The 25,032-nt window shown below is 76.5% G+C and carries 22 protein-coding genes; 12 read left to right on the top strand and 10 right to left on the bottom strand.

Annotated elements, in window-relative coordinates; translation table 11 throughout:
- Positions 1 to 148: 148 nt before the first annotated feature.
- From ACFY00_RS23505 to ACFY00_RS23495, 3 genes are all read left to right on the top strand, one after another.
- Positions 149 to 415 (top strand): DUF6479 family protein, encoded by a 267-nt coding sequence (locus ACFY00_RS23505; protein ID WP_388033497.1) that lies wholly within the window; start codon positions 149 to 151, stop codon positions 413 to 415.
- 129 nt (positions 416 to 544) lie between these two features.
- Positions 545 to 1,063: a hypothetical protein gene (locus ACFY00_RS23500; protein WP_388033496.1), complete on the top strand. Its 519-nt coding sequence runs from the start codon at positions 545 to 547 to the stop codon at positions 1,061 to 1,063.
- Between the two features lie 3 nt (positions 1,064 to 1,066).
- Positions 1,067 to 2,296: a PP2C family protein-serine/threonine phosphatase gene (locus tag ACFY00_RS23495; RefSeq protein ID WP_388033495.1), complete on the top strand. Its 1,230-nt coding sequence runs from the start codon at positions 1,067 to 1,069 to the stop codon at positions 2,294 to 2,296.
- 87 nt (positions 2,297 to 2,383) lie between these two features.
- Here the strand turns inward: ACFY00_RS23495 and ACFY00_RS23490 are convergent, their stop codons facing one another.
- Entirely contained in the window at positions 2,384 to 2,554 is a 171-nt protein-coding gene (locus ACFY00_RS23490) for a hydrophobic protein (protein ID WP_380475053.1), read from the bottom strand.
- A gap of 98 nt (positions 2,555 to 2,652) precedes the next feature.
- A complete protein-coding gene (locus ACFY00_RS23485) occupies positions 2,653 to 4,854 on the bottom strand; it encodes a catalase (protein ID WP_388033494.1) in 2,202 nt (733 codons plus the stop codon).
- A gap of 168 nt (positions 4,855 to 5,022) precedes the next feature.
- Between ACFY00_RS23485 and ACFY00_RS23480 the strand changes: the two genes are divergently transcribed.
- Both ACFY00_RS23480 and ACFY00_RS23475 read left to right on the top strand, forming a co-directional pair.
- The gene (locus ACFY00_RS23480; RefSeq protein ID WP_388033493.1) at positions 5,023 to 5,985 is read left to right on the top strand and encodes an SDR family NAD(P)-dependent oxidoreductase; all 963 of its coding nucleotides are present in this window, start codon (positions 5,023 to 5,025) and stop codon (positions 5,983 to 5,985) included.
- Between the two features lie 24 nt (positions 5,986 to 6,009).
- A complete protein-coding gene (locus ACFY00_RS23475; RefSeq protein WP_388033492.1) occupies positions 6,010 to 7,197 on the top strand; it encodes an alcohol dehydrogenase catalytic domain-containing protein in 1,188 nt (395 codons plus the stop codon).
- A 92-nt stretch (positions 7,198 to 7,289) separates the two neighbouring features.
- Here the strand turns inward: ACFY00_RS23475 and ACFY00_RS23470 are convergent, their stop codons facing one another.
- The gene (locus ACFY00_RS23470) at positions 7,290 to 10,145 is read right to left on the bottom strand and encodes a LuxR C-terminal-related transcriptional regulator (protein ID WP_388033491.1); all 2,856 of its coding nucleotides are present in this window, start codon (positions 10,143 to 10,145) and stop codon (positions 7,290 to 7,292) included.
- A gap of 137 nt (positions 10,146 to 10,282) precedes the next feature.
- Positions 10,283 to 10,744, bottom strand: a complete 462-nt coding sequence (locus tag ACFY00_RS23465; RefSeq protein WP_388033490.1) for an Lrp/AsnC family transcriptional regulator — start codon at positions 10,742 to 10,744, stop codon at positions 10,283 to 10,285.
- 296 nt (positions 10,745 to 11,040) lie between these two features.
- On the opposite strand from ACFY00_RS23465, the gene ACFY00_RS23460 reads away from it, so the two are divergent.
- Positions 11,041 to 12,843 carry a BTAD domain-containing putative transcriptional regulator gene (locus ACFY00_RS23460; protein WP_388033489.1) on the top strand — a complete coding sequence of 601 codons (1,803 nt, stop codon included), beginning with the start codon at positions 11,041 to 11,043 and terminating at the stop codon, positions 12,841 to 12,843.
- Positions 12,844 to 12,885: 42 nt separating this feature from the next.
- Here the strand turns inward: ACFY00_RS23460 and ACFY00_RS23455 are convergent, their stop codons facing one another.
- The 6 genes from ACFY00_RS23455 to ACFY00_RS23430 all read right to left on the bottom strand — a co-directional run bounded on the left by ACFY00_RS23455 (position 12,886) and on the right by ACFY00_RS23430 (position 17,863).
- A complete protein-coding gene (locus ACFY00_RS23455; protein ID WP_388033488.1) occupies positions 12,886 to 14,154 on the bottom strand; it encodes an MFS transporter in 1,269 nt (422 codons plus the stop codon).
- Positions 14,155 to 14,166: 12 nt separating this feature from the next.
- Positions 14,167 to 14,979, bottom strand: a complete 813-nt coding sequence (locus ACFY00_RS23450; RefSeq protein ID WP_388033487.1) for a class I SAM-dependent DNA methyltransferase — start codon at positions 14,977 to 14,979, stop codon at positions 14,167 to 14,169.
- A gap of 61 nt (positions 14,980 to 15,040) precedes the next feature.
- Positions 15,041 to 16,198 carry a glycosyltransferase gene (locus ACFY00_RS23445; protein WP_388033486.1) on the bottom strand — a complete coding sequence of 386 codons (1,158 nt, stop codon included), beginning with the start codon at positions 16,196 to 16,198 and terminating at the stop codon, positions 15,041 to 15,043.
- The gene (locus ACFY00_RS23440; protein ID WP_388033485.1) at positions 16,195 to 17,358 is read right to left on the bottom strand and encodes a radical SAM protein; all 1,164 of its coding nucleotides are present in this window, start codon (positions 17,356 to 17,358) and stop codon (positions 16,195 to 16,197) included. The genes ACFY00_RS23445 and ACFY00_RS23440 overlap by 4 nt, the downstream gene beginning before the upstream one ends.
- 104 nt (positions 17,359 to 17,462) lie before the next feature.
- Entirely contained in the window at positions 17,463 to 17,627 is a 165-nt protein-coding gene (locus tag ACFY00_RS23435; RefSeq protein ID WP_388033484.1) for a hypothetical protein, read from the bottom strand.
- A 77-nt stretch (positions 17,628 to 17,704) separates the two neighbouring features.
- Positions 17,705 to 17,863 carry a hypothetical protein gene (locus ACFY00_RS23430; protein WP_388033483.1) on the bottom strand — a complete coding sequence of 53 codons (159 nt, stop codon included), beginning with the start codon at positions 17,861 to 17,863 and terminating at the stop codon, positions 17,705 to 17,707.
- Positions 17,864 to 18,158: 295 nt separating this feature from the next.
- Here ACFY00_RS23430 and ACFY00_RS23425 point away from each other — a divergent pair, with 295 nt between their 5' ends.
- The 6 genes from ACFY00_RS23425 to ACFY00_RS23400 are packed head-to-tail and all read left to right on the top strand — an operon-like array spanning position 18,159 to position 24,773.
- On the top strand, positions 18,159 to 19,247 hold the full coding sequence (locus ACFY00_RS23425; protein ID WP_388033482.1) for a radical SAM protein: 1,089 nt from the start codon (positions 18,159 to 18,161) through the stop codon (positions 19,245 to 19,247).
- Positions 19,244 to 19,927, top strand: a complete 684-nt coding sequence (locus ACFY00_RS23420) for an iron-containing redox enzyme family protein (protein WP_388033480.1) — start codon at positions 19,244 to 19,246, stop codon at positions 19,925 to 19,927. Before ACFY00_RS23425 ends, ACFY00_RS23420 begins: the two co-directional genes overlap by 4 nt.
- On the top strand, positions 19,924 to 20,124 hold the full coding sequence (locus ACFY00_RS23415; protein ID WP_388033478.1) for an aroma-sacti cluster domain-containing protein: 201 nt from the start codon (positions 19,924 to 19,926) through the stop codon (positions 20,122 to 20,124). Before ACFY00_RS23420 ends, ACFY00_RS23415 begins: the two co-directional genes overlap by 4 nt.
- Position 20,125: 1 nt before the next feature.
- Positions 20,126 to 23,296 (top strand): adenylate/guanylate cyclase domain-containing protein, encoded by a 3,171-nt coding sequence (locus ACFY00_RS23410; protein ID WP_388033476.1) that lies wholly within the window; start codon positions 20,126 to 20,128, stop codon positions 23,294 to 23,296.
- Positions 23,293 to 24,162, top strand: a complete 870-nt coding sequence (locus ACFY00_RS23405; RefSeq protein WP_388033474.1) for a S8 family serine peptidase — start codon at positions 23,293 to 23,295, stop codon at positions 24,160 to 24,162. Before ACFY00_RS23410 ends, ACFY00_RS23405 begins: the two co-directional genes overlap by 4 nt.
- Positions 24,163 to 24,173: 11 nt before the next feature.
- Positions 24,174 to 24,773 carry a GAF domain-containing protein gene (locus tag ACFY00_RS23400; RefSeq protein WP_388033472.1) on the top strand — a complete coding sequence of 200 codons (600 nt, stop codon included), beginning with the start codon at positions 24,174 to 24,176 and terminating at the stop codon, positions 24,771 to 24,773.
- Positions 24,774 to 25,032: the final 259 nt, after the last annotated feature.

Raw genomic sequence — 25,032 nt, 5'->3', positions numbered from 1 at the left:
CCCTCTTCGCAGTCGTACCGCCTACCCGACCACCGGAACACGACACACCGATATCCGGATCTTTCGGGCGTTCATTCCGAACGCACCGGGTAGACGGGGTTCGACGCGGGTCCGATCGGACGGGTCCACCGGAACGAAGGAGCAGGTCATGACGGTCGACGCGGTACTGGCGGCGGGATCACTGGCGAAGGAGTCGAGCGGTCCGTCCCTCCTGGTGGTGGTCGTTCCGGCGCTGATCATCGTCGCCGCCCTGATCGGGGCGTTCGTGTGGGGCAGCCGTCGTCGGCGGCGTCCTCCGGCGGGGCCCGGGCCCGCCGCCCCGCGGGCCGACTCCTGGAGCACGCCCGAGGACGACTCGCCGGGCCCGGGGTCGGCCGTGCCCCCGCGCCGTGGGGACGGCCCCGCCGACCGTTGACCGACGCAGCAGCCGCCCGGCGCACGCCGCCCGGGCGGCTTTTGTGTCGGTCCACCCGTTGGGCGCCGGAATGTCGGGCATACGTGCGGCGTATCCGGAGGCTTTCGGCGATCGAGGAGGCGGTCAGCGGTGGTGCTGCTGTGTCTGGGGGTGGTGGCGGGCTACGCGCTCGGCGGGCTGCTGACGGCCCGGACGGTCTTCCGGCGGGAGCGGGAACGCTTCCTGCGGGCGGGCGGCGCCCGGGCGGTGGCCGACGAGCGGCGGGTCGGCACCTTCGAGCGGCAGGAGCGGCAGCAGACCGAGGCGTTCGCTCTGTGCGCGGGCGCGCTGTGGCCGGTGGCGCTGCCCGTCCTGGCGCTGCACGGCCTGGTCGGGGCGGTGGCCCTGGACCGCGGGCGCGCCGCCGCTCTCCGGCCCGACCCGCAGGAGGTCGCGGCCCGGATCGAGGAGCTGGAGCGCGAGCTGCAACTGGGCCCGCACGCCGGGCCCGACCCCCGCCCGGTCGAGCACCCTCCGGTCGTGCAGTGGCCGGTGGAGGTCCGCCCGATCGGCGGCCGGGGCCCGCGGGTCGGTACGCCGTCCGGGTTGTCCCGGTGCCCGGAGCAGCGGGCCGGGGCTGCGCCGTCCCGGTATCCGCGATCGGCTTGAGAGATGCCTGACGAGACAGCGCCCCTGAACCTCGGCGAACGTCTGCTGGAGCAGTTCCTGACCGCGGGCCGCACCCTCGACCCGGGGGAGGCGCCGCGCTTCGCCGAGCAGTACACCCGGGCGCTGGGCCTGGGCTCGTCCGCCGTGTACCTGGCCGACATCCAGCAGCACCGCCTGGTCGCCCTGGCCGAGGGGCCGGACCTGCCGATCGACGGGACGCTGGCGGGGTGGGCGTTCCGGACCGGGACGATGCGGGTGGCCGAGGACCCCGACTCCGGCCTGGCGGTCTGGTTCCCGCTGACCGACGGGGCGGAGCGGCTGGGCGTGCTGGGGCTGCGCACGGCGTCCCTGGACCGGGAGGCGGTGCGGCGCTGCCGGTTGCTGGCCTCGGTGCTCGCGATGGTGATCACCTCCAAGCGGGACACCAGCGACAGTTACGCGCACGGCACCCGGGCCGACACCATGAGCCTGCCGTCCGAGATGCTGCGGGCCTTCCTGCCGCCGCGCACGGTCTGTACCGACCGGGCGATCTCCACCGCCGTCCTGGAGCCGGCCTACCGGCTGGGCGGGGACGCGTTCGACCACGCCCTGGCCGACGGGGTGCTGCACGGCGCCGTGCTGGACGCGATGGGGCACGACCTGGCGTCCGGGCTGACCGCCTCGCTGGCGCTGGGCGCCTGCCGCAACGCCCGCCGCAACGGCGCGGACCTGCCGGACCTGGTCGACACGATCGACCGGGCGCTGCACGACTGGTTCCCGGACCGGTTCGCGACCGGCGTCTTCCTGCGCCTGGACCTGGCGACCGGCACCCTGCACTGGGCCAACTGCGGGCACCCGCACCCGCTGCTGATCCGCTCCGGCGAGGTGGTGCCGGGCGCGCTGGACGGACCGGGCGAGCTGCCGCTGGGGCTGGGCCACTACGCCGCCGCCCCGCGGACGGTGCGGACCTTCTCGTTGAAGCCGGGCGACCGGCTGCTGATCTACACCGACGGGGTGGTGGACGCGAAGGGCTCCAACCACGAGTTCTTCGGCCTGGCCCGGTTCACCGACTTCGTGATCCGGGCGGCCGGCGCCGGGGAGACGGCCCCGGAGACGCTGCGCCGCCTGATGCACGCGATCCTGGAGCACCAGGACGAGGGGCTCACCGACGACGCCACCATCATGATGATCGAGTGGCAGCCGCTCTCCCCGCCGCTGCTGGACGACACCCGTCCCCACCTGCCGCGCTGGTGAACGCTGCTTCTTCGTCCCCGGACGTGCGCCGACGGCGGAGGCCGTGAGCCTCCGCCGTCGGCGTCGTCGGGTCGGTACCGCGGTCCGCTACCAGCGGTACCAACGTCCGCGGCCACCGGTCGCGTTGGTGCTGCGGGCGAGGAAGCCCACCAGCCACACCACGAGCACGATGACCGCGACCCACCACAGGATCTTCACCGCGAAGCCCGCGCCGAACAGCAGGAGGGCGAGGAGCAGGACGAGCAGGAGCGGAACCACGATTTGTCCTCCTTCACATCGTTACGTCCGCCGTCTGCCCGCCGATCGCCCGGACATGCCGTTCCCCGGCCCTCAATCGGTAGGACGATCAGCCCGGTTCAGCCCTGGGCGGGCGGCGGGAACCGGTCCCAGACCCGGTGCCCGGCGAGCAGGTCCGCCAGGTCGCGCAGGACCTGCACCGGGTCGGTGCCGAGGACGACGCCGGGCCCGTCCGCCGGGAGCCCGGCCGCAGTGAGGGCGTCGCCGGCCCGGCCCCAGCCGCCGATCGCCTTGGCGTGCCGCCAGGCCTCGTCGAGCAGCAGGGCCAGCCGCGGGTCGAGGGCGGTGTGCGGCCCGGCGGCGCGGGCGTCCCGGGCGGGGGCCGCGTCGGCGGCGGGGGCGGGGGCCCCGGCCAGCAGGACGGCGTCGAACTCGACGGAGCGGGCGGTGGCGAAGCTGCGCTGCACCCGGGCCGGGTCGCCGCCGGTGGGAGCGACCACCAGGGGCACCAGGTCGGCGGCCAGGGCGGCGCTGCGGACGGCGTCGAGCTCGGCGGGGTCGGTGTCCGGCCCGGTGAGGATGCCGACGGTGCGACCGGCGACCGGCCAGGTGCGGCCGAGCTGGGAGAGCGCGGGGCTGGGCTCGGCGGGCCCGTCGGCGGCCTCGCCCTCCGGGGCGGGCAGGCCGAGGGCGGTGGCGACCTCGGAGCACAGCCGACCGTCGATCCGGGCGAGGACGCGCAGGGTGCGTTCGCGGACGGCGGGTTCGGTGCACTTGCCGAGCTCGAAGCTGTAGGCGTTGATGATGTGTTCCTGTTCGACGGGCGTCATGCTGGCCCAGAACAGCCGGGGCTGGCTGAAGTGGTCGTCGAACGAGGCGGGCGCCTCCCGGACCTTCGTGGCCTCCGGGACGGGCTGCGGGTGCTCGACGAAGGCCCGCTCGTCGGCCCCGGCGAAGAACGGGCAGCCGCCGTCCAGCGAGTTGGGCTTGTAGGGGGCGACGCCGGTGTGCACGGCGTCCTGGTGGAAGCCGTCGCGCAGCATGTCGTTGACGGGGGCGTGGGTGCGGTTGATCGGGATCTGCGCGAAGTTGGGGCCGCCGAGCCGGGTGATCTGGGTGTCGAGGTAGGAGAACAGCCGTCCGGCCAGCAGCGGGTCGTCGGTGATGTCGATGCCGGGCACCAGGTGGCCCGGGTGGAAGGCGACCTGCTCGACCTCGGCGAAGAAGTTGGTCGGGTTGGCGTGCAGGGTCATCAGGCCGAGCGCCTGCACGGGGACCAGTTCCTCCGGGACGATCTTGGTCGGGTCGAGCAGGTCGATGCCCTCGAAGGTCTGCTCGGGCGTGTCGGGCATGACCTGGACGCCGAGCTCCCACTGCGGGTACGCCCCGGCCTCGATGGCGTCGTACAGGTCGCGGCGGTGGAAGTCGGGGTCGGCGCCGCCGATCAGCTGGGCCTCGTCCCAGGTCAGCGAGTGGACGCCGAGCTTGGGCTTCCAGTGCCACTTGACCAGGCAGGTGGCGCCCTCGGCGTCGACCAGGCGGAAGGTGTGGACGCCGAAGCCCTCCATCGTCCGGTAGGAGCGCGGGATGCCGCGGTCGGACATGTTCCACAGGGTGTGGTGGGTGGCCTCGGTGTGCAGCGAGACGAAGTCCCAGAAGGTGTCGTGGGCGGACTGCGCCTGCGGGATCTCCCGGTCCGGGTGCGGTTTGGCGGCGTGCACCACGTCCGGGAACTTGATCGCGTCCTGGATGAAGAACACCGGGATGTTGTTGCCGACCAGGTCGAACACGCCCTCCTCGGTGTAGAACTTGGTCGCGAAGCCGCGGGTGTCGCGGACGGTGTCGGCGGAGCCGCGCGAGCCGAGCACGGTGGAGAACCGGACGAAGACGGGGGTCTTCGCCCCGGCGGCGAGGAACCCGGCCTTGCTGATCCGGGCGCCGGTGCCGTAGCTCTCGAACACGCCGTGCGCGGCGGCGCCGCGGGCGTGGACCGCGCGTTCCGGGATGCGCTCGTGGTCGAAATGGGTGATCTTCTCGCGCAGGTGGTGGTCCTGGAGCAGGACGGGGCCGCGCGGTCCGGCCTTCAGCGAGTGGTCGGAGTCCGGCAGCCGGGTGCCCTGCGCGTTGGTCAGGTACGCACCCGCCTGGGCGCGGGGCGGCCCGTCCGTCCGCGGGCCGCGGCCGGTGGCCGAGACCGGCGTGGGCGCGGCCTGGTCGGGCTTGGGGGGCAGCGGCGGGCGGGGCTCGACCGGCTCCTCCACCGTGGGCCGGCCGGCGCTCGGGTCGCCGGGCAGGTCGGGGCGGGTGTCGTCGGCAGTCATGGAAGTCCTTCCGGAACGTGGACGTCAGGGGGCGTTACCGACCCGGCTAACCGGTCGGGCCCGCACGGAAACGGACGATTGTCCCCGTTCATCTCTTATCGCCCCGTTTCCTCGCCCGCACCTCGGGCAGGCGCGGCGCAGTCGGTTCCCCGAGGAGAGGTGGCGGCCGTGGCACGGGTGGATTTCGCGGACCGGGCGGCGCTGGTGACCGGTGGCTCGCGCGGGTTGGGCCTGCTGGTCGCCGAGGAGCTGGCCCGGCGCGGCTGCCGGGTCGCGGTGTGCGCCCGGGACGGCGCCGAACTGGCCTTCGCGGAGCGGCGGTTGGGGCGGCTGACGTCGCGCCGGGCGACGCTGGAGTGCGACCTGTCGGTGCCGGGCGCGGGGCGGGCGGTGGCCGCGGAGGCGGCCGAGCGGCTGGGGCGCCCGCTGGACCTGCTGGTGAACAACGCGGGGGTGATCCAGGTCGGGCCGCTGTCGGCGCTGGTCGAGGAGGACTTCCGGCTCTCCTGGGACGTCATGGTGGCGGCCCCGCTGGAGCTGGTGCTGGCGGTGCTGCCGGGGATGCGCGAGCGCGGCGGCGGCTCGGTGGTGAACATCGCCTCGATCGGCGGGCCCGTCCCGGCGCCGCACCTGCTGCCGTACGTGACGGCGAAGGCCGCGCTGGCGGCGTTCTCCCGCGGGCTGCGGGTGGAGCTGGCGGGCAGCGGGGTGCGGGTGACCACGGTGGTGCCGGGGCTGATGCGGACGGGCTCGCACCGGGCGGCCCGGTTCTCCGGCCGGGCGCCGCTGGAGTACGCGTGGTTCGGCGCGGCGGCGAGCATGCCGCTGCTGTCGATGGACGCGGGCCGGGCGGCGCGCCGGATCGTGCGGGCCGCCGAGTGGGGACGGCCGGAGCTGGTGCTGACCCCGGCGGCGAAGCTGGCGGTGCGCCTGCAGGGGGTGGCCCCGGCGACGTTCGGGGCGCTGCTGGGCGCGGCGGGCCGGCTGCTGCCGGGGCCGGGCCGGGTGGCGGAGCACGACCTGCCGGGCGAGGCGGCGTCCGGGCGCACCGGGCGCCTCGTCCCGGTCCTGACCGCGCTCGGCGACCGGGCCGGGCGGCACACCAACGAACCCGGCCCGCAGGCGGGTTGACCCATCGAACGGAAGGAGTGCGCGATGCGTGCGGTGACCTGGCAGGGCAGGCGGGACGTCCGGGTGACGGAGGTGCCCGACCCGATGGTCGAGGACCCCTCGGACGTGCTGGTGGAGGTGACGTCGACCGGCCTGTGCGGCTCCGACCTGCACCTGTACGAGGTGCTCGGGCCGTTCCTGGACCCGGGTGACGTCCTGGGCCACGAGGCGATGGGCGTCGTCCGGAAGGTGGGCGGCGCGGTGCGCACGTTGAGCCCGGGCGACCGGGTGGTGGTGCCGTTCAACGTCAGCTGCGGCACCTGCCGGATGTGCGCGAACGGGCTGCACTCGCAGTGCGAGACCACCCAGGTGCGCGAGTACGGCAGCGGCGCGGCGCTGTTCGGCTACACCAAGCTGTACGGCCAGGTGCCGGGCGGGCAGGCCGAGCTGCTGCGCGTCCCGTTCGGCGACACGCTGCCGGTGAAGGTGCCGGAGGGTCCGCCGGACGACCGGTTCGTCTTCCTCTCCGACGTGCTGCCGACGGCCTGGCAGGCCCTCGAGTACGCGGCGGTGCCGGAGGGCGGCACGCTGCTGGTGCTGGGCCTGGGGCCGATCGGCGAGATGTGCGTGCGGATGGCGCTGCTGCGGCCGGGCGTGCGGCAGGTGATCGGGGTCGACCTCGTCCCGGAGCGGCTGCGGCGGGCCCGGGAGCGCGGCGCGGTGGTGCTGGACCTGAACGACCGGCCCAAGCAGCTGCCGCAGACCGTCCGCGACCTGACCGACGGGCTCGGCCCGGACAGCGTGATCGACGCGGTCGGCATGGAGGCGCACGGCTCCCCCGCCGCGGGCGCCGCGCAGCGCGTCACCGGCCTGCTGCCGGACCCGCTGGCCCGGGCGCTGATGCAGAAGGCCGGGGTGGACCGGCTGCAGGCCCTGCACCTGGCGGTGGAGCTGGTGCGGCGCGGCGGCACCATCTCGGTGTCGGGCGTCTACGGGGGCGCGGCCGACCCGATGCCGCTGCTGACCATGTTCGACAAGCAGGTGCAGCTGCGGATGGGCCAGGCCAACGTGCGCCGCTGGACGGACGACCTGCTGCCGCTGCTGACCGACGAGGACCCGCTGGGCGTGGACTCCTTCGCCACCCACCACCTGCCGCTGGAGGAGGCCCCGGAGGCGTACGCGATGTTCCAGCAGAAGCAGGACGGCGCGGTCAAGGTGCTGTTCCGGCCCTGACCGCGCGGGCGGGGCGGCCGGGCCACGTCCGCCCCGCCCCCGGCCGCGCCACCCGGACGCGGCCCGGCACGGGTGCCCCGCGATCCGCGCGGCTACGGCGCCGGGAGCCGCTGGGTCCGCAGGCCGTGGCTGCGCAGCAGGTCGGCCAGGGCGCGGCGGGAGGAGACCCCGAGCTTGCGGTAGATCCGGGACAGGTGGGTCTCCACCGTGCGGGGGCTGAGGAACAGGCGGTCCGCGATCTCGCGGGAGCGCAGCCCTGCCGCCGCCTGTTCGGCGACCTCCCGTTCGCGGCCGCTGAGCAGGGCGAGCGGGTGTCCGGGGCAGGAGCCGTCCGCCAGCTCGGCGCGCGCCCGGGCGATGCGCTCCCCCACCAGCAGGGCCGCGCGGGTGCGGGCGACCGCCTCGGCGGCGTCGAGCCGGTCGCGGGCCTCCGCCGGGCCGTGCGCCGCGTGGAAGGAGGGGGCGCCGACCGCGAGCGTCCAGGCGTACTGCACGGGCATCCCGGCGGTCTGGAACGCCCCGGCGGCGGCGGCGAAGAGCCCGGCCGCCGCGTCGTGTTCGTCGGCGGCCTGGTGCAGCCCGGCGCGGGCGCTGCGGGCGTGGGCCAGTTGGACGGGCAGCCCGAGCCGTTCGGCCTCCGCCTCGGCGGTTCCGACCAGGCGCCGGGCCTCCGCGTGGTCCCCGCACTCCAGGGTGGCGGTGGCCAGCACGGAGAGCAGGAAGGGCCGGGAGAACGGGCGGACCTGGGGCAGCCGCCGGCCGCGTGCGGGGTCCAGCAGCAGCCGTCGGCAGCCCTCGGCGTCGCCGGCGAGCAGCCGGGCGTGGGCGAGCAGACCGGTCGCCGAGGCGCTCCACCAGTCCTGGTCGGGTGGCACGGCGCCGACCGCCTCGTCGACCAGGGCGAGGGCCTCCTCGGCGGACGCCGGGCCGCGGGCCCAGAGCAGCGTGGTCGCCCGGACCGCCTGGGCGAGGACGACGGCGGGCGTCGCCCCGAGCGAGCGGGCGAGCCGTTCCGCGTCCCGGGCGTGCCGTTCGGAGGCGCCCAGCCGTCCGGTCCACTGGTCGGCGGTGGCGAGTCCGAGGAGGCAGTGCAGCAGGATGGGCTGCTGGGGGCCGCTGGGGCAGGCGCTCAGACTGCGGCTCAGGTGGCGGGTGGCGTCGGTGAAGCGCTCCAGGTAGAGCTCGGCGCTGCCGAGCAGGGCCAGGGTCTCCGGGGTGCGCCCGGCGAGCGGGTCCGGCAGGGCGTCCACCAGCCGGGCGCACCGGGCGACTTCGCCGATCGCCTCGGCCAGGTCGCCCGAGTGGGTGACGCAGAGCGCGTCGAGGACCCGGAGCACGGTGCGGTCCGCCTCGTTGGCATCGGCTTCGCCGGGGGTCCGGACGGCCTGTCCGAGCAGGTCGCGGGCCTGGTGGTGGGTGCCGCGCAGGACGTGCACCAGCCCGTGCTCGATGACCAGTTCGGTGGCTTCGGCGGGCAGCGGGGAGGGCAGCGGGCGGGGCAGCAGGCCGAGGGCGACGTCGGCGATGGCGGCGGCCTCCGCGTACCGGCCGAGCTGGCGTTCGGCGCCGACGCAGACGGCGTGGGCCTGGAGCAGCTGTCGCGGGGTGAGCGCCGTGGCCCGGTGTCCGAGCAGGTCGTGCGCGCGGGTGCGGGCCTCGTCCGGTCGGCCCGAGGCGATCAGTGCCCGACAGCAGGCGAGTTCCAGCCCGTTGCGGGCGGTGCCGTCGGGCAGCGCCTCCAGGGCCAGGCGCAGCCAGCGCGCGGCGGTCCCCGGTTCGTGGAGGACGAGTTCCGCGGCGCTGTCGGCCAGGGTGCGCGCGGCGAGCGCGGCGTCACTGCCCAGCAGGTGCTCGGCGTGCCGGGCCCGGTCGCGGGCCCGGCCGGGGTGCCCGGTGAGGAGTTCCAGGGCGCGGCGGTGGGCGCGCAGCCGGAAGGAGAGACCGGCCCGCTCGTGCGCGACGTGGCCGACGACGAGGTGGCGGAAGGTCAGGCCGCCCTTCCAGTCGGCCTGGCGGACCAGGTCCGCCTCCTCGAGTTCGGCGAGCGCGTCGAGGGTGGCGTCCAGGCCGAGGCCGGAGAGCCGGGCGACGTCCTCGGGGCGGAACGGGCTGCCGACCACGGCGGCGGCCGAGGCGGCGCTCACCGCCTGCGGCGAGAGCGCGTCGAACTCGGCGGCCAGCGGCTTGGCCGCGCGCAGCAGCCCGGCGGTGTCGGTGCCCGCGCGGTCGGGCCAGTGCTCGGGCTGCCAGCGGGCGGCGAGGAGCAGGTGCAGGTAGCGCGGGTTGCCCTCGGCGGCGGCGCACAGCCGGGCGGCGTACGCGTCGGGCGCGACCGGGGTGCGCGGCGCGGGGGCGGCGGGGGCGGCCCGGCGGGCCAGCAGCGCGGCCACCGCCTCCGGGCCGAGCGGGCCGGGTTCGACCCGGGTGACCCGGCCGGAGCGGACGCCGTCGGCCAGCGCCCGGCGTAACTCGGGGGCGGTGCGGGCGGGGCGGTGGGCGAGGGCGAGCAGGAAGGGGGCGGGCCCGGCGGCGCGCACCAGCCGGGCGAGCAGCGCCGCCGAGGCCGGGTCGCACAGGTGGACGTCGTCCAGGACCAGGACGGTCCCGGCCCAGTCGGCGGTCGCGTCGAAGCGCGGCGGCGCTCCGCCGGTCGGCTTGCGGGCCGGCCAGGCGTCGCGGAAGACCTGGAACGGGACGCCGCCCTCGCGCAGGGCGTGGGCGCGGGCGACCGGGTGGCCGCGCCGCGCGGCGAGTGCGCCGAGCGCCTCGGCCAGCCGGGTCTTGCCGATGCCCGGCTCCCCGGGGATCTCGACGACCGCGCCGCGGCCGCGCTCCCACGCGTCCAGGGCGCCGGCGAGCGAGGAGAGCTCGCGCTCCCGCCCGACGAGGCGCCCGACGAGACGCCCGGCGAGGCGCTCCTCGACAGCCGGTGCGGGCACTGCGGCCATGAGCGCCTTCCCTCCCTCGCGGAGCGCTGACGGGAGAACCATACCGACGGGCAGCACCCCTGTTCGACTTCCGTTTCTGAAGCTGCGTACCCGCTGCGGCGTCGATTTCAACGTACGGATATCGTCCGGCGATCCGTTCAGTCGGGGATGTCCCAGGTGAACCGGTGCACGTGGATGCCGAAGTACGGGAAGGACTCGACGGTGCGCACCCCCGGAACGGTGCGGATCCGGTCGTTGATGACCGCGGACAGCTCGTCCATGGTCCGGCAGACCACCTCCGCGAACAGGTCGTGGGAGCCGGCCGTGGAGACCAGGTAGATCACGCTGTCGATGTCCTCCAGGGCGGCGATGATCTCCGGGAGCCCGCCGTCGACCTTGATGGCCAGCAGCGCCATGACGGGCAGTCCGAGCTTCATCGGGTCGGTGACCGCGGCGAACTCCAGCAGGCCGCGCTCGATCAGGCGCTGCACCCGGGCGCGCACGGCGGGCGCGGACAGGCCCGCCTCCTTGCCCAGGTCGGTGTACGAGGCGCGGCCGTCCTGCTGGAGCAGCCGGATCAGGAGCTTGTCGAGTGCGTCCAGTTCGATGCGGGTCGTCATGTGGTCCTGTTCCTCTCCCGGCGTCCGTTCGTCCGCGACCGTAGCAACTCGGCGGCGGGCTACGGCAGATGCGGTGCGCCCGCGGCTAGGTGGAACCACGTAATCGGCTACGTAACCGGCGGACAACCGGGTGGTCGACCGGTTACCGCCCGTTAGCCTCCCCTCATGCCCCTGACAGTCGCCCGAGTCGCCCGGGTGTTCGGTCGCGCGGAGCCCGGTCCGCGGGCCGGGCCGGGCCGAGGCGCTGGATCCGCCGTCCACGAGGCTCCCGCCACGATCGAAAGGCACCCCTGACCATGCTCGTCCGGTTCTCCCTCCTCGGTCCGCTGTCCGTCCGGGTCGGGGACGACCTGCTCCCGCTCGGTCCGCTCAAGCAGCGGCTCGTGCTGGCCGTGCTGCTGGGCGAGGCCAACCGGTTCGTCTCGGTGGACCGGCTGACCGAGGCCCTGTGGGCCGACGAACCGCCCCGCACCGCGCGCAAGAACATCCAGGTGTACGTCTCCGCGCTGCGCCGGACGCTGGAGCCGACCGGTGACCGGATCCACCACGGGCTGGGGGGCTACCTGATCCGGGTGGCCGAGCCCGAGCTGGACGCGCTCAGGTTCCGGGCGCTCGCCCGGACGGCGCGCGCGGCCGCCGCAGACGGCCGCTTCGAGGCGGCCGCCGCCCTGTTCGACAGCGCCCGGCGGCTGTGGACCGGTCCGCCGCTGCCCGAACTGCGCTGCTCCGAGCCGGTGCGGGCCCAGGTCGACCAGCTGCTCGGACGCTACCTCGCGGTCAGCGAGGACTGGGCCGAGGCCGCCCTGGAGTCGGGGCTGTCGGGCGAGGTCGCCGAGGTGACGGCGGAGCTCCTCGAACAGCACCCGCTGCGCGAACGCCTGCGGGCGGCCCACATGACGGCGCTGCACCGCTGCGGGCGGCGGGCGGAGGCGCTGGCCGCGTACGAGGAGGTGCGCCAGCACCTGTCCCGGGAGCTGGGCCTGTCGCCGAGCCCCGCGCTGACCGGCCTGTACGAGGCGATCCTGGCGGACGGCGCCCCGGCCGCGGGCGCCGCGCGGCCCGGCGGGGCGGGGCGGCGGGCGCCGCACGCGCTGCCCCCCGACCTCCCCGACTTCACCGGGCGCCGCGGCCAGGTCGCCGAGCTGGTGGCGGCGGCCTCGGACGGCGGGGGCGTGGTGCTGGTCACCGGTCCGGCCGGGGTGGGCAAGACGGCGCTGGCGGTGCACGCCGCGCACCGCCTGGCGGAGCACTTCCCCGACGGGCGCATCCACCTGGGCCTGCGCGAACCGGACGGCTCCCGGCGCTCGCCCGCGTCGCTGGCGGCCGAACTCGCCCGGTACACCGGCCACGACGCGCGCGTGCCCGAGCACCCCGACCTGGCCGCCGCGTCCTGGCGCGCCTGGCTGGCCGACCGCCGGGTGCTGCTGGTGCTGGACGACGCGCCCGACGAGGCGAGCGTGCGCCCGCTGCTGCCCGGCACCGGGGCGAGCACCGCCGTGGTCACCGCCCGCACCAGGCTCGCCGGACTGGTCGGCACCCGCCGGGTGGACCTGCCGCCGTACTCGGTCGAGGAGGCGCTGGAGCTGCTCGACCGGATCACCGGCCGGGTGGGCTGCGACCGGGCGGCGGCCGAACGCCTGGTCCGGGCCTGCGGCCTGCTGCCGCTCGCGGTCCGGGTGGCCGGCCTGAAGCTCACCGTCCTGCGCCACCTGCCGATGGCCGAGTACGCGGCCCGGCTGGCCGACCCGCGCACCGTGCTCGACGAACTCGCCGTCGGCGACCTCGACGTGCGCACGCTGCTCGCCGACGAGTGGCGGCGCCTGGACGACGCCCACCGCCTCGCGCTGCTGCGCCTGGGCCGACTGCCGGACTCCTCGCCGTTCACCGCGGAGGGCGCGGCGGTCGCGCTGGGCTGCGCCCCGGACGCGGCGCGCCGGCAGATCGAGCGGCTGATCGAGGCCGGGGTGGTCCTCTGTCCGGACGGCGAGGTGACCGCGCACGCGGCGGTGTACGCCCTGCCGCACCTCACCCGGCTGCTCGCCCGGGAGCAGGCGGCGTGGACGGTGCACGGCGAGCACGCCGGCTGGGAGACCGCGTGAGCCGGGCGCGCGGGCGGTGCGGGCGCGCCGCCGGGCCCGGGGTCAGTTCGGTGCGGCGGGCGCGAGCTTCTGGGTGCCCACCGGGTCGGCCACCGGCTCGGGCCGCGTGTTGACGGCGGCGCGCAGCCGCGGGCTGGTGCCGAGGGCGGCCAGCGGCAGCAGCAGCGGGGCGACCAGGACGATCGAGGCGGTCCGGCCGCCGGCGCCGGAGATCAGGAAGCCGGTGACGGCGGGCCCGACCCAGGCGATGCTGCCGGCCAGCAGGGCGACGGCCGCCGAGATCCGCCCCTGCAGGTGGACCGGCGAGTCCAGGCTCACCTGCACGAAGACCAGCGAGCCGATCGGCGGCAGGAAGAAGACGATCACGCCCACCGCCCCGATGGTGAGCCCGGTCACGCCGAGCGCCACCAGTGGCGTGGCCAGCAGCCACACCGTCAGCACGGTCAGCAGCACCGTGGCCGGCCGAAACCGGCGCAGGATCCAGCCGGTGCAGACGCCGCCGACGATCCCGCCGCAGCCGGCGGCGGTCAGCACCCAGCCGGCCGAGACCGGGTGCCGGCCCACGTCCGACGCGCCGATCGCGGCGAGCAGTTCGACCGCGCGCCCCAGCAGGTTGATGTAGGCGGCGACGCCCACCAGGAACAGCAGCGGCCGCCGCCGCACCACCCAGCCGAAGCCGCGGGTGAGCTCGCCGGCGGTGTGGCGCAGCGGCCCGGCGCCCGCCCGGGCGGGCGCCTCGACCGGGCGCGGCAGGTGCTCGTACACCACCTGGGACAGCAGGGCCAGGGAGAGCAGGTAGGAGACGGCGTCCACCAGGAAGGCGATCGGCGCGCCGAGCGTGAGCAGCAGGCCGCCGAGCGGCGGGCCGACCGCGATGGCGATGTTGACGCGGACGACGGTGCGGGTGAGGGCGTCCTGCCGCCGCTCGGGGGGCACGGACTGCCGCAGCACGCCCGCCTCGGCCGACGAGAACAGCGTCGAGACCACGGCCGTCGCCGCCGCCGCGGTCACCGCGACGACCGTGCTCAGGTGCCCCGTCACGAGGGTGAGCACGAGCAGCAGGGCGATCACGGCCCGGCCGGCGTCGCAGAGCAGCATCAGCGACTTGCGGTTGACCGTGTCGGCGATCAGGCCGCTGGGCAGTTTGGCGACCAGCTGGGCGATCCCCACGGCCGTGGCCACCATGGCCGCGTCCACCGGCGACCTGGTGGAGGCCAGTACCGCCAGCGGCAGGGCGAGCGCGGTCATCTCGCTCGCCATGTCGGAGAGCGCCTGACTGGTCCAGATCAGCGTGAAGCTCTTGGTGATCACGGCGGTGCCCGGTCAACACGCGGTGCGGCGGACGGCGACGTAGAGGCCCTTGGTGTGGCCGTCCTCGTCCACCGAGTCGGCGAGGCTGCCGTCGCGGTTCAGGCCGTGCGCGGCGACCAGGTCCAGCCCGGCCGCGTCCAGGAACCGGGTGAACTCGTCGACGGAGTGGTGCCGCTGGAGGTGGTCGATGCTCTCCCGGGTCCACGTCTCGGGGGCGTCGGGGGCCTGGGGGGAGCGCCGGAAGGCGGTCATGTTCAGCCGGAACCGCTCCGGGTCGCCCTCCTCGGGCAGGAAGCGGCCGCGCAGCGCGACGTGCAGGCCCTCCGACTCGAAGACGTGCGGCTCGTGCATCAACCGGTAGCCGCGCCGGGTGTTGGCGTCGAAGACCAGCACGCCGCCGGGGCTCATCACCCGCCCCAGGCTGACCAGCGCCTCGGCCAGGTGGGCGGCGTCGGCGAGGTAGTTGACGATGTCGCTCATGCACAGCACCACGTCGTAGGGGCCGCCGTGCGCGAACGGCAGCCGGATGTCGTGGACGTGGAAGTCGATGCCGGTGTCCGCGTGCGTGGCCCGGGCGATCTCGATCATGGCGGGGCTGATGTCCGTCCCGGTGGGCCGGAAGCCGCGCCGCGCGAACGCCACGGTGCTGCGCCCGGTGCCGCAGCCCGCGTCCAGCAGCCGGTCGCCGGGCGGGTCGGCCCGCTTGATCAGCTGTTCCAGCAGATCGCCGAAGACGGTGTAGTCGTCCTGCCGGGTCAGCGCGTCGTAGAACGGCGCGGTGGCGTCGTAGGCGACGGCGGCGTGGTCGGTGGGGACGGTGCTCATGAGCGACTCCTGTTCGATTGTCGTTCGGTTCCTGTGCGGGGGCGCGGCACCCGGTGCCGGTTCAGCGACCGGCTTCCTCGACCGCCTGCGCGGCCAGGGCGGCGCTCTTGGCCTGCCGCAGGGACTCGCCCAGCCTCCGGACCCGGGAGCGCAGTGCGGGGTCGCCCAGTACCCGCGCGAACGGCTCCGGGTCCGCGGGCGACTCGGTCAGCTCGACGGCGACGCCCGCCGCCAGGGCGGCCCCGCCGACGACCGGTTGCTCGCCGCCGTTGGGCCGCAGCAGCAGCGGTCGGTCGTGCAGCAGGGCGCCCAGCACCGGGGCGCTGGTGCCGTTGGCGGCGACCAGGTCGACCCGGTCGAGCAGCGGGCCCATCCAGCGGTGCCGCACCGCCAGTACGTCGGCTCCGGGAGCGGGACGGTGCTCCTCGGTGCGGCCGAGCTCCACCACCGCCCGGTGGCCGGTGCCGGTGAACGCGCGCTCGATCCACGGCCACAGGGTGCTGCCGCCGAACGTCCGGCCCAGGTGCACGTAGACGGCGGACCGGTCGGGGGCACCGCGGTCGAGGAACGCCTCGACGGCCTCCCGCTCGGCCGGGTCCGCCGGCGGCTCCCACCACAGGGGGCCGACGTGCCGGACCCGCGCGGGGAGCACCGCGCCGGGGGGCTCCAGGTCCGGGTGGCCGCGCAGCAGGAAGGCCTGTCCGTACAGCGACCCCGCCCCGGCCGTCCGGTCCCGGCCCGGCAGGCCCAGGGCCCGCCGCGTCCGGTCGAGGTGGGCCAGGGTCTGCTCCTCGCGCCAGGCGCGGTCCGCCCGTTCGCGGTCCGCCCGTTCGCGGTCCCCGGCGGGGCCGCTCGCGTCCGGGAGGGTCCACAGGTGGCAGGCCAGGCCGAGGACGACGACCGGCAGGCCGAGCGTCTCGGCGGCGAGCAGCGCGCCCAGGCACAGCACGGAGGTGACCACGACGTCCGCCCGGACCGCGCGCGCGGCCTCCAGCACGGTGCGGTACTGGACCTCCCCCGCCTGGAACCAGCGGCTGACGTCGAAGGCGGCCTCCGCGGCCCCGGGCCGGACGTCGAGGCCGGCGGCCGCGGCGGGCGCGAGGGCGGCGGCGCCGGAGCAGAAGGTGACCTCGTGCCCGCGCCGGTGCAGCTCCAGCGCCACGGCGGTGGCCGGGTGGCTGTACCCGGGGCTGGTCAGCGGGCAGAGCAGCGCCCTCACCCGGCCGTCACCGCCTCGGCGCGGCGCTTGTGCGCGCGCAGCAGCTCCAGCAGGCCCACCGAGAGCGCGTCCTCGAACGCCTGCGAGGCCGCCCGGGTCGTCGACCGCTCGGCGAACTCGCCGCAGCTGACCCAGCGGTCCTGCGGGTAGGAGCGGTAGCCGCCGTCGATGTCCCCGACCTCGTACCCGGGCTTGCCGATCGTCTCCCAGCAGCTGTACAGCGTCCCGTCGGCGTTGATGACCGCGCCGGACGCGCCGTCCCGCTCGCCGCAGAAGCCGCACGAGCCGCCGCCGGGCCAGCCCACGGTGAAGCCGGCCTCCAGGGCGGCGGTGTAGGCGCCCAGGATGGTCTCCACCTCGCCGCCGGAGCGGTCCAGCACGCCGTCGAACATGCCCGCGTAGTTGAGCACGGGGGCGATGTCCAGGGTGCAGCGGGACGGGTCGACCCGTTCGGCCAGCGAGCGGACCAGGCCCTCCAGGTGCGGCAGGCCCTCGGCGGTGGTGTTGAGCCGCAGGCCGAACCGCAGGCGGGTGGCGGCCTGGACGGCCGTGATGTTGTCCAGGATCGACTCGTAGGTGCCGCGCCCGGCGCGGGTGGCGCGCAGCGAGTCGTGCAGCTCCTTGGGGCCGTCCAGGGTGATCTGCACCGAGCGCAGCCCGACCTCCTCCAGCCGCTCGGCCTTGCGGGGGGTCAGCAGCACCCCGTTGCTGACCATCGAGGCGGTGACCGGCCCCAACGCGGCCAGGCGGAGCAGGAGTTCGCGGCAGGCCCACGGGTTGAGCAGCGGCTCGCCGCCGAACAGCAGCACGAACAGCCGCCGGACGGCCGCCCGTTCCATCCGGGGCCGGGTGAACTCCACGATGCGGTCGATGGTCGGGCCGTCGAGCACCTGCTTGTCGATCCGCGGCGGGTCGAAGCGGCCCGGCTGCGCGGCGTCGGTGTTCTGGAAGCAGTACGGGCAGCCGAGGTTGCAGGCCGTCGAGGTGACCACGGTCAGGTTGTAGCGGTCCGTCGGCGCGCCCTGCGCGATGTCCGCCTGCTCCAGTTCCCGCGCGCCCTCCTCGGTCAGCCGCCCGCCCCGGTAGTAGCGGTGGGGCAGGAGGACGGTCCCTCCGGGACCCAGGTGCCAGACGCCGGACTTGCCTTCGATGATTCTCACGGTAGGCCTGTGCTTCCTGTGACGAGTCGGACGGGGCTCCCGCCGGGAGCGGGGGCGGGTGGCCGGGCCCGGAACGCGGGCCCGGCCACCCGGGCCGCGCGGGACTAGTTGGCCGCTTCCTTGTCGTAGACGCCGCAGATCACCTCGGCGCCCGCGTACGTCTCGGCGCTGTGCGCGGTGACCTCGTCGTCGAGGAAGTTGGCCGCCTCCTTGTCGTAGACGCCGCAGATGACCTTGGGGGCGTCGAACTTCTCGGGCTTCTCGGACATGTCTCTCTCCAGGGAGGTAGAAGCGGGTGTTCCGGGTGTGCCTCGCCGGTGCCCCGGCGCTGCCGGTGGACGGGCCGTCAGGCCCGTTCCCCGGCGGGGGTGCCGTCCGGCCCGGCGGTCGGCCCGGGCACCTCGGCACCGTGGGCCAGGACCTCGTCGTCCTCCGGGACGCCGAACTCGGTCATGTAGTACAGCGGGCACTCGACCTGGGTCCCGCCTTCGAACTTCTCGACCATCCGGTTCCTCCGCATCGGTTGTGCGGCGGGCGCCGCACCGGCACGGCACCAACATCGGCGGCGCCGGTTCGGAAGCGGTCGGCAACCGCTTAACTACCGGCTAAGGCGCACGCCACGGCCGCTCGGAGCGGCCGTCCCCGGGCGCCCGGCCACCGCCCGGGCGCCCGGGACCCGCCCGCCACCAGCGCCCATACCGGTCCGCAACCGCGCGTCGACCGGATCGAAACCCGTCCCGGGGACGCTGCTGGCGACACGGCCGCGCGGGGGCGGCACACCGACGAACCGGGGGCGGCGCGTGGAACTGGCCGAACTCATCGGACTGCGACCGGTTCCGGGAGCGGGACTGCTGCTCACCCTGACCCGCCGCTGCCCGCTCAGCTGCGCGCACTGCTCGACCTCCTCGTCCCTGGCGGGCGAGCAGCCGCGCGCCGCGGACCTGCGGCGCTTCGTCGGCTCGTTCACGCCCGCGGAGCGGCCCGAGGTGCTGATGCTCACCGGCGGGGAACCGCTGCTGCGGCCCGGCCTGGCGGCGGAGCTCGCGGCGCTGGCCCGGGCCGCCGGGTGCCGCACCGCGCTGCTCAGCGGGATGTTCTTCGCCCGGGGCGGGCGGGTGCCGGCCCCGGTCCTGCGGGCGGTCTCGGCCCTCGACCACTTCTCGGCCAGCCTGGACGTCCACCACGAGCGGGAGGTCCCCCGCGCCGACGTGTTCCGCGCGGTGCACCGGGTGCTCGACGCGGGCGTCCCGGCCAGCTTCCACCTCACCGGCGACGGCCCGGACGACCCGTACCTGGCCGAGGTCACCGCCGCCGTCCGGCGGGAGTTCGCCGACCGGGTGCCGATGCTGGTCACCGAGGTCCGCCCGCTGGGCCGGGCCGCCGCCTGGGCCGCCCGGGCCCGCCGGCCCGTGGACGCGGGGCGGGCGGTGCCCTGCGCGATGGCCGCCTGGCCGGTGGTGGCGTTCGACGGCGCGGTGCTGGCCTGCTGCAACCAGCGGGTCGTGGACCACCGCCCCGCCCCCGCGCACCTGCTGCTGGGCCACGCCGCCGAGGACGGCTGGCCGACGGTGCGTCGCCGGCTGCTGGACTCCCCCGTGCTGCGGATGATCCGGACCGTCGGCCCCGCCCACCTGGTCGCCCGGCACGCGGCGGAGCCGGTCTGCGGCGAACTGGACTACTGCGGCACCTGCCGCGGCCTGGCCGGGCGCCCCGGGGTGCTGGCCGGTGCGGAGCGGGAGGCGTCCGGCCCGGTGGGCGCCCTGCTGGACCGGGAGGCGTCCCGGGCGCAGCTCGCGGCGGGCCCGGTGGGGCTGGTCCGGCGCCACGGCTCCCCGCCGTTCGCGGAGCTGGTGGCGCTGGGCTCGCCGACCGGTCGCGGGGCGGCGTGAGCGGCCCGGGCCGGTCGGCCGCGCTGCGCGTCAAGCTCGACCTCGCCGCCCCGGTGCTGGACGCCGCCACCGCCGCGCTGTGGGAGCCGTCCGGCCGCGCCCGCCGGTACGTCGCCTACCTGTACGCCATGCACGCCCTGGTGCGGGCCTCGGTGCCGCTGATGGAGCGGGCCGCCCGGCGCTGCGCGGAGCTGGCGCCCGGCGACCCGGTGGCCGGGCCGCTCGGCCGGTACCTGGAGCGGCACATCGAGGAGGAGCGCGGCCACGACGAGTGGCTGCTGGCCGACCTGGCCGCGGCCGGCGCCGACCCGGCGGCCGCCCGTGACGGGCTCGGCGCGCCCGTCGTCGCCGGCCTGGCCGGCGCCCAGTACTACTGGATCGAGCACCACCACCCGGTCGCGCTGCTCGGCTACATCCGGGTCCTGGAGGGCCACGCCCCGGCACCCCGGCTGGCCGACCGGCTCGCGGCGCGCACCGGGCTGCCCGCGGCGGCCTTCCGCACCGTCCGCGACCACGCGGACCTCGACTCCGGGCACCTGGCGGCGCTGGACGCCCTGCTCGACGACCTGCCCCTGACGCCCGGTCAGGAGGCGGCCGTCGCGGTCAGCGCCCTGCACACGACCGACGGCGTCACCCGCCTCTTTCTCCAGCTGGCAGCCATCCCAGGAGGTTCCGCATGACCGAGCACCAGGACGCACTCGCCCGCCTGCGGGCGGCGGGGTTCGACCTGAACGCGTTCAGCGAGGAACAGCGCGAGGTGCTGAGCGCCCTGACACCGCACGAACTCGGCGTGCTGGTGGAGATCAAGGGCCGACTGGACGAGAGCGCGCCCGAAGTGCAGGCGCACGTCGACATCGCGGGCGGGGCGCTGTTCTGACATGGCCGAGTGCTCCGCGTGCCGGCACGCGCTGCCGCCCGACGCCCGCTTCTGCCCGTCCTGCGGCGCCGCGTGCGCCCCGCCCGGCCCCGGCTCGCCGGACGGGCGCAAGGTGGTCACCGTCCTGTTCTGCGACCTGGTCGGCTCCACCGCGCTGTCCGGGTCGCTCGACCCGGAGGTCCTGCGCACCGTCACGCTGCGCTACTTCGACCTGATGCGGCAGCAGATCGAGGCCCACGGCGGCACCGTCGAGAAGTTCATCGGCGACGCCGTGATGGCCGTCTTCGGCATCCCCGCGGTGCACGAGGACGACGCCCGCCGCGCCCTCGCGGCGGCCCTCGACATGGTCGACGCGCTGGACGGGCTGAACGCCGAACTGAGCGCCCTGCTGGGGGTGCGGCTCGACGTCAGGATCGGCGTCAACACCGGCCAGGTGGTGGCGGGCGCCGACACCTCGACCCGGCAGGCGCTGGTCTCCGGCGAGACCGTCAACGTCGCCGCCCGGCTGGAGCAGAACGCCGCCGCCGGGCAGATCCTGATCGGCCCGGACACCCTGCTCGCCGCGGGCAGCACCGTGCAGGCCGAACCGGTCGGGCCGCTGCTGCTCAAGGGGAAGGCCGAACCGGTCACCGCGCACCGGCTGCTCGGGCTCGGCGAGGACGACCCCGAACTGCTGCGCCGCTTCGACGTCCGCTTCGTCGGCCGCCGCCGCCAGCTGGAGACGCTCGACGCCGTGCTGGCCGACACCGCCGACGGCCCCCGGGTCCGCCGGGTGCTGGTGCACGGCGAGGCCGGGCAGGGCAAGACCCGGCTGCTGCGCGAGTGGCTCCGGCGCACCCCGCGGCCGCACCTGCACGGCACCGGCCGCTGCCGGCCGTACGGCGAGCAGGGCAGCCTGCGCCCGCTGGCCGACGCGGTGACCGAACTGCTGGCCGGGGCCGGCCCGACGGGCACCGCGCCCGGACTCGGGGAGGCCCTGCGGCTGCTCTCCGGCGGCCTGCTGCTGGACGGCACCCCGACCCCGTCGCTGGACGAGACCTGCGCGGCGCTGGTGCGCGTCCTGCGGGCGCTGGCCGCCCGCCTCCCCGTCGTCCTGGTGGTCGACGACACCCAGTGGGCGGGGCCGCTGCTGCTGGACGTGCTCGGCCGACTGGCGGACGAGCTGGAGGGGGCGGCCGTGCTGCTGGTCTGCCTGGCCCGGCCGGAGCTGCTGGACGTCCGGGCCGAGCCGCTCGGCGAGCAGGCCCTGTCGATGCCGCTGCCCGGGCTGTCGGACCGGGAGTGCGCCCTGCTGGCCGCGGAGCTGACCGACCTCGGCGCGCACGCCGAGCACCCGCCGACCGCACTGCTGGAACGGGCCGGGGGCAACCCGCTGCACCTCGAGCAACTGCTGGCCGTCGCCGCCGGGTCCGGCCTGCCGGGCGGGCTCCCGCCCACCGTGCAGGCCGTGCTCGGGGCGCGCATCGACGCGCTGGCGCCGCCGGACCGCGGGGTCCTGGACCTCGCCGCGGTGCTGGGCCGGGAGTTCACGGTCGCCGAACTGGCCGGGCTGGCCGCGTCCGGGCCCGCGGGCGCGCCGGACACGCCGGACGCCGTCCGGGCCGCCCTGCTGCGACTCACCCGGCACCGGCTGGTGGAGCCGGTGCCCGGCCCGCGCCCGGGCCCGGCCCCGTTCCGGTTCGTCAGCGGGCTGGTCCAGGAGGTCACCTACCAGTCGCTGTCCAAGCGGGCCCGGGCCGAGGGGCACGCCCGGGCGGCGGAGCTGCCGTCCGTGCGCACGGCCGGCCCCGCCGCGGTCGGCGGCCACCTGGAGCACGCCCACCGCCACCGGGCCGCGCTGGGCCTGTCCGACGGCCTCACCGACACCCTGCGCCGACGCGCCGCCGACGCGCTCGGCCGGGCCGGCGCGCAGGCCCAGGCCCGCTCCGACCTGCCCTGGGCCGAGGACCTGCTGGGCCGCGCGGCGGCCCTGCACGGCGCCGACCCGGCGGAGGGCGCGACCGTCGCGCGCCGGCTGGGCGAGACCCGCCTCGCCCTCGGTCGCACCGACGAGGGCCTCGACCTGCTGCGCCGGGTGCTCGCGACCGCCGCCGACCCGGTGGAACGCGCCCACGCGCGGCTGGCGCTGGCGACGGTCCGCCCCGGCGGCGAGACGCCGACCGAGGCGGCCCGGGCGGCGCTGCCGGTCTTCGAGGCCGCCCGCGACGAGCTCGGCCAGGCCCGGGCCTGCCTGCGGCTCGGCCAGCGGCACCAGGCGCAGGGCCGGCACGGCGAGGCGGCCGCCCTGCTCGCCCGGGCGCTGGCCCACGCGGTGCGGGCCGACGGCGAGCCGGAGCGGGCCGCCGCGCTGGGCGCGACGGGCATCTCGCTGTGGCGCGGGCCGCAGGCCGCCGCCGAGGCCGTCGACCACTGCCGGGCGCTGCTCGCCGAGCACGGTGCGCGGCGCCGCACCGTCCGGCTGACCCTGAGCTGCCCGCTGGCCCTGCTGCTCGCCCTCGACGACCGCTGGGACGAGGCCCGGGCGAGCCTGGCGGACGCCGAACGGCTGGCCGCGGAGCTCGGCTACGCGGAGGCCCGGGTCTTCCTGCCGGTCTTCGGCTCCGCGGTGGAGGCGCTGGCCGGCCGCCGGGACCGGGCGCTGGCCCTGCTGGCGACCGCCACCGAGCACGGCCGCCGCTACGGCGCCGGGACCCTGCTGGACGGCATCGCCCTGGAGTCGGCCCGACTGCTCGTCGACTCCGGCGACCTCGAACGGGCCGCCCCGGTGGTGGAGCGGCTGGCGGCGGCCACCGCCCGGCCGCACGCCGAGGCGGTCGAACTGGACGGCCTGCGCGGCCGGATCGCCGCCGCGCAGGGCCGTTCCGAGGAGGCGCTGCGCTTCGCCGACCGGGCGCTCGCCACGGCCGCCGACACCGACTCCCCGGTCGTGCGGGGCCTGGCCGCCCTGGACCACGCGCACACCTGCCTGCTGCTCGGCCTCGGCGCCCGGGCCTCGGTGTCCGCGGCCGAGGCCGGGGCCCGGTTCCGCGCCAAGGGCCACCGGCCGGGGGTGCGGTGGGCCGCCGAGCTCTCCCGGGCCGCCGAGCTCTCCCGCGCCGCCGAGCTCTCCCGCGCCGCCGGGGCCCGCCCCGACACCCTTCCCGTAGGCCCGCACCGGAACGAGTCCCCATGAGCGCACCGACCGCCGCGAACGACCGCGCCCTCACCTGGAGCCTGCGGGACAGGCGTCCCGAGGACATCCCGGTGGCCGCGGACCCCTTCCCCGACCCCGCCGCCGCCGTCGCGGCGGGGACGGGCCGGGGCGTCCGGGTCTGCGTCGTCGACTCGGGCGTCGAGCGCGACCACCCCGCCGTGGGCCGGGTCGACGGCTCGTGGGTCGTGGTCAAGGACGAGGACGGGATCCGGGTGGAGGCCACCGACACCGGGGACACCTGCGGCCACGGCACCGCCTGCGCCGGGATCGTCCGCCGGGTCGCCCCGGAGTGCGAGCTCTCCAGCGTCCGGGTGCTCGGCGAGCGGTTCTCCGGCACCGGCGACGTCCTGATGGGCGGGCTGCGCTGGGCCGTCCGGCAGGGCTTCGACGTGGTGAACCTGAGCCTGTCGACCACCCGGACCCGGTTCGTGCAGGAACTGCGCGAGCTCGCCGACGAGGCGTACTTCAACCGCACGGTGATCGTCGCCTCGGCGCACAACACCCCGGTGGAGAGCTTCCCCTGGCGGTTCGCCTCGGTGGTCTCGGTCGGCAGCCACCACGAGGACGACCCCGGGCTGCACCTGTACAACCCGCGACCGCCGGTGGAGTTCTTCGCCCCGGGCCAGAACGTCGAGGTCGCCTGGCTGGGCGGCGGGACGATCCGCACCACCGGCAACAGCTTCGCCACGCCCTTCATCACCGGTCTGGCCGCCCGCATCCTGTCGGCGTACCCGCGCATGACCCCCTTCCAGCTGAAGAGCGCGCTCTACCTCTCCGCCGCCAACGTCCGTCTCCCCCACGTCGGCAGCGGTCCGCGGAGCGCCGCCGACGGCGTCCACCAGTAAGAGGTGTCCCTGTGCCAGTCGAGAACCGATCCGTCACCGACCCCTCCGGTCCGCCGGAGGACCCCTCCGCCCGGGAGCTGCTGCAGTCGGTCGTCGAGGTGGCCCGGGCCATCTTCGGAGCCCAGGCGAGCTCGGTGTTCCTCCTCGACGAGGAGGCCGGCGAGCTGGTCTTCCAGGCCGTCTCCGGACGGGGCGAGGACTTCCTGGTCGGTCGGCGCTTCCCGGCCGACCGGGGCATCGCCGGCTGGGTGGCGGCCTCCGCCGAACCCATGATCGTGGACGACCTGGCGGCCAACGCCTCCTTCGACCGCTCGCTGGCGCAGTCCACCGCGTACGTCCCCGACGCGATCATGGCGGCGCCGCTGATGGACGACGACCGGGTGCTGGGCGTGCTGGAGGTGCTGGACCCGGCCCCGCAGTCCCGCTCCAGCCTCTCCGACCTCGACCTGCTGTTCCTGTTCGCCCGGCAGGCCTCGGTCGCCCTGCGCGTCGTCACCCGGCAGCGCACCGGGCCGGCCGCCGGTCCGGGCCTGGCCCCCGAGCGGCGCACCGAGGCGGCCGAGCTGGTGCGCCGCCTGGAGCGGCTGCTGGCGGACGCCCCGCACGCCTGAACGAGGGACGCCGCGGCGCCCCCCCCCCGGGGGGGGGGGGGGGGGGGCCCCCCCCCGCCCCGGGGGGGCGCGGGGGGGTGGGGTGGGGGGGGGGGGTGGGTTGGGGGGGGGGGGGCGGGCCCCCCGTGCCCCCCGCCCCCCCGGGGGGGGGGGGCGGCGGCGCCCCCCCCCCCGGGGGGGCCGGGGCGGCGCCCGGGGCCCGGTTCCGCGCCAAGGGCCACCGGCCGGGGGTGCGGTGGGCCGCCGAGCTCTCCCGGGC

Source organism: Kitasatospora sp. NPDC001540 (assembly GCF_042894345.1).
Classification (GTDB): Bacteria; Actinomycetota; Actinomycetes; order Streptomycetales; family Streptomycetaceae; genus Kitasatospora; species Kitasatospora phosalacinea_C.
This window is presented reverse-complemented; position numbering and strand designations above follow the sequence as displayed.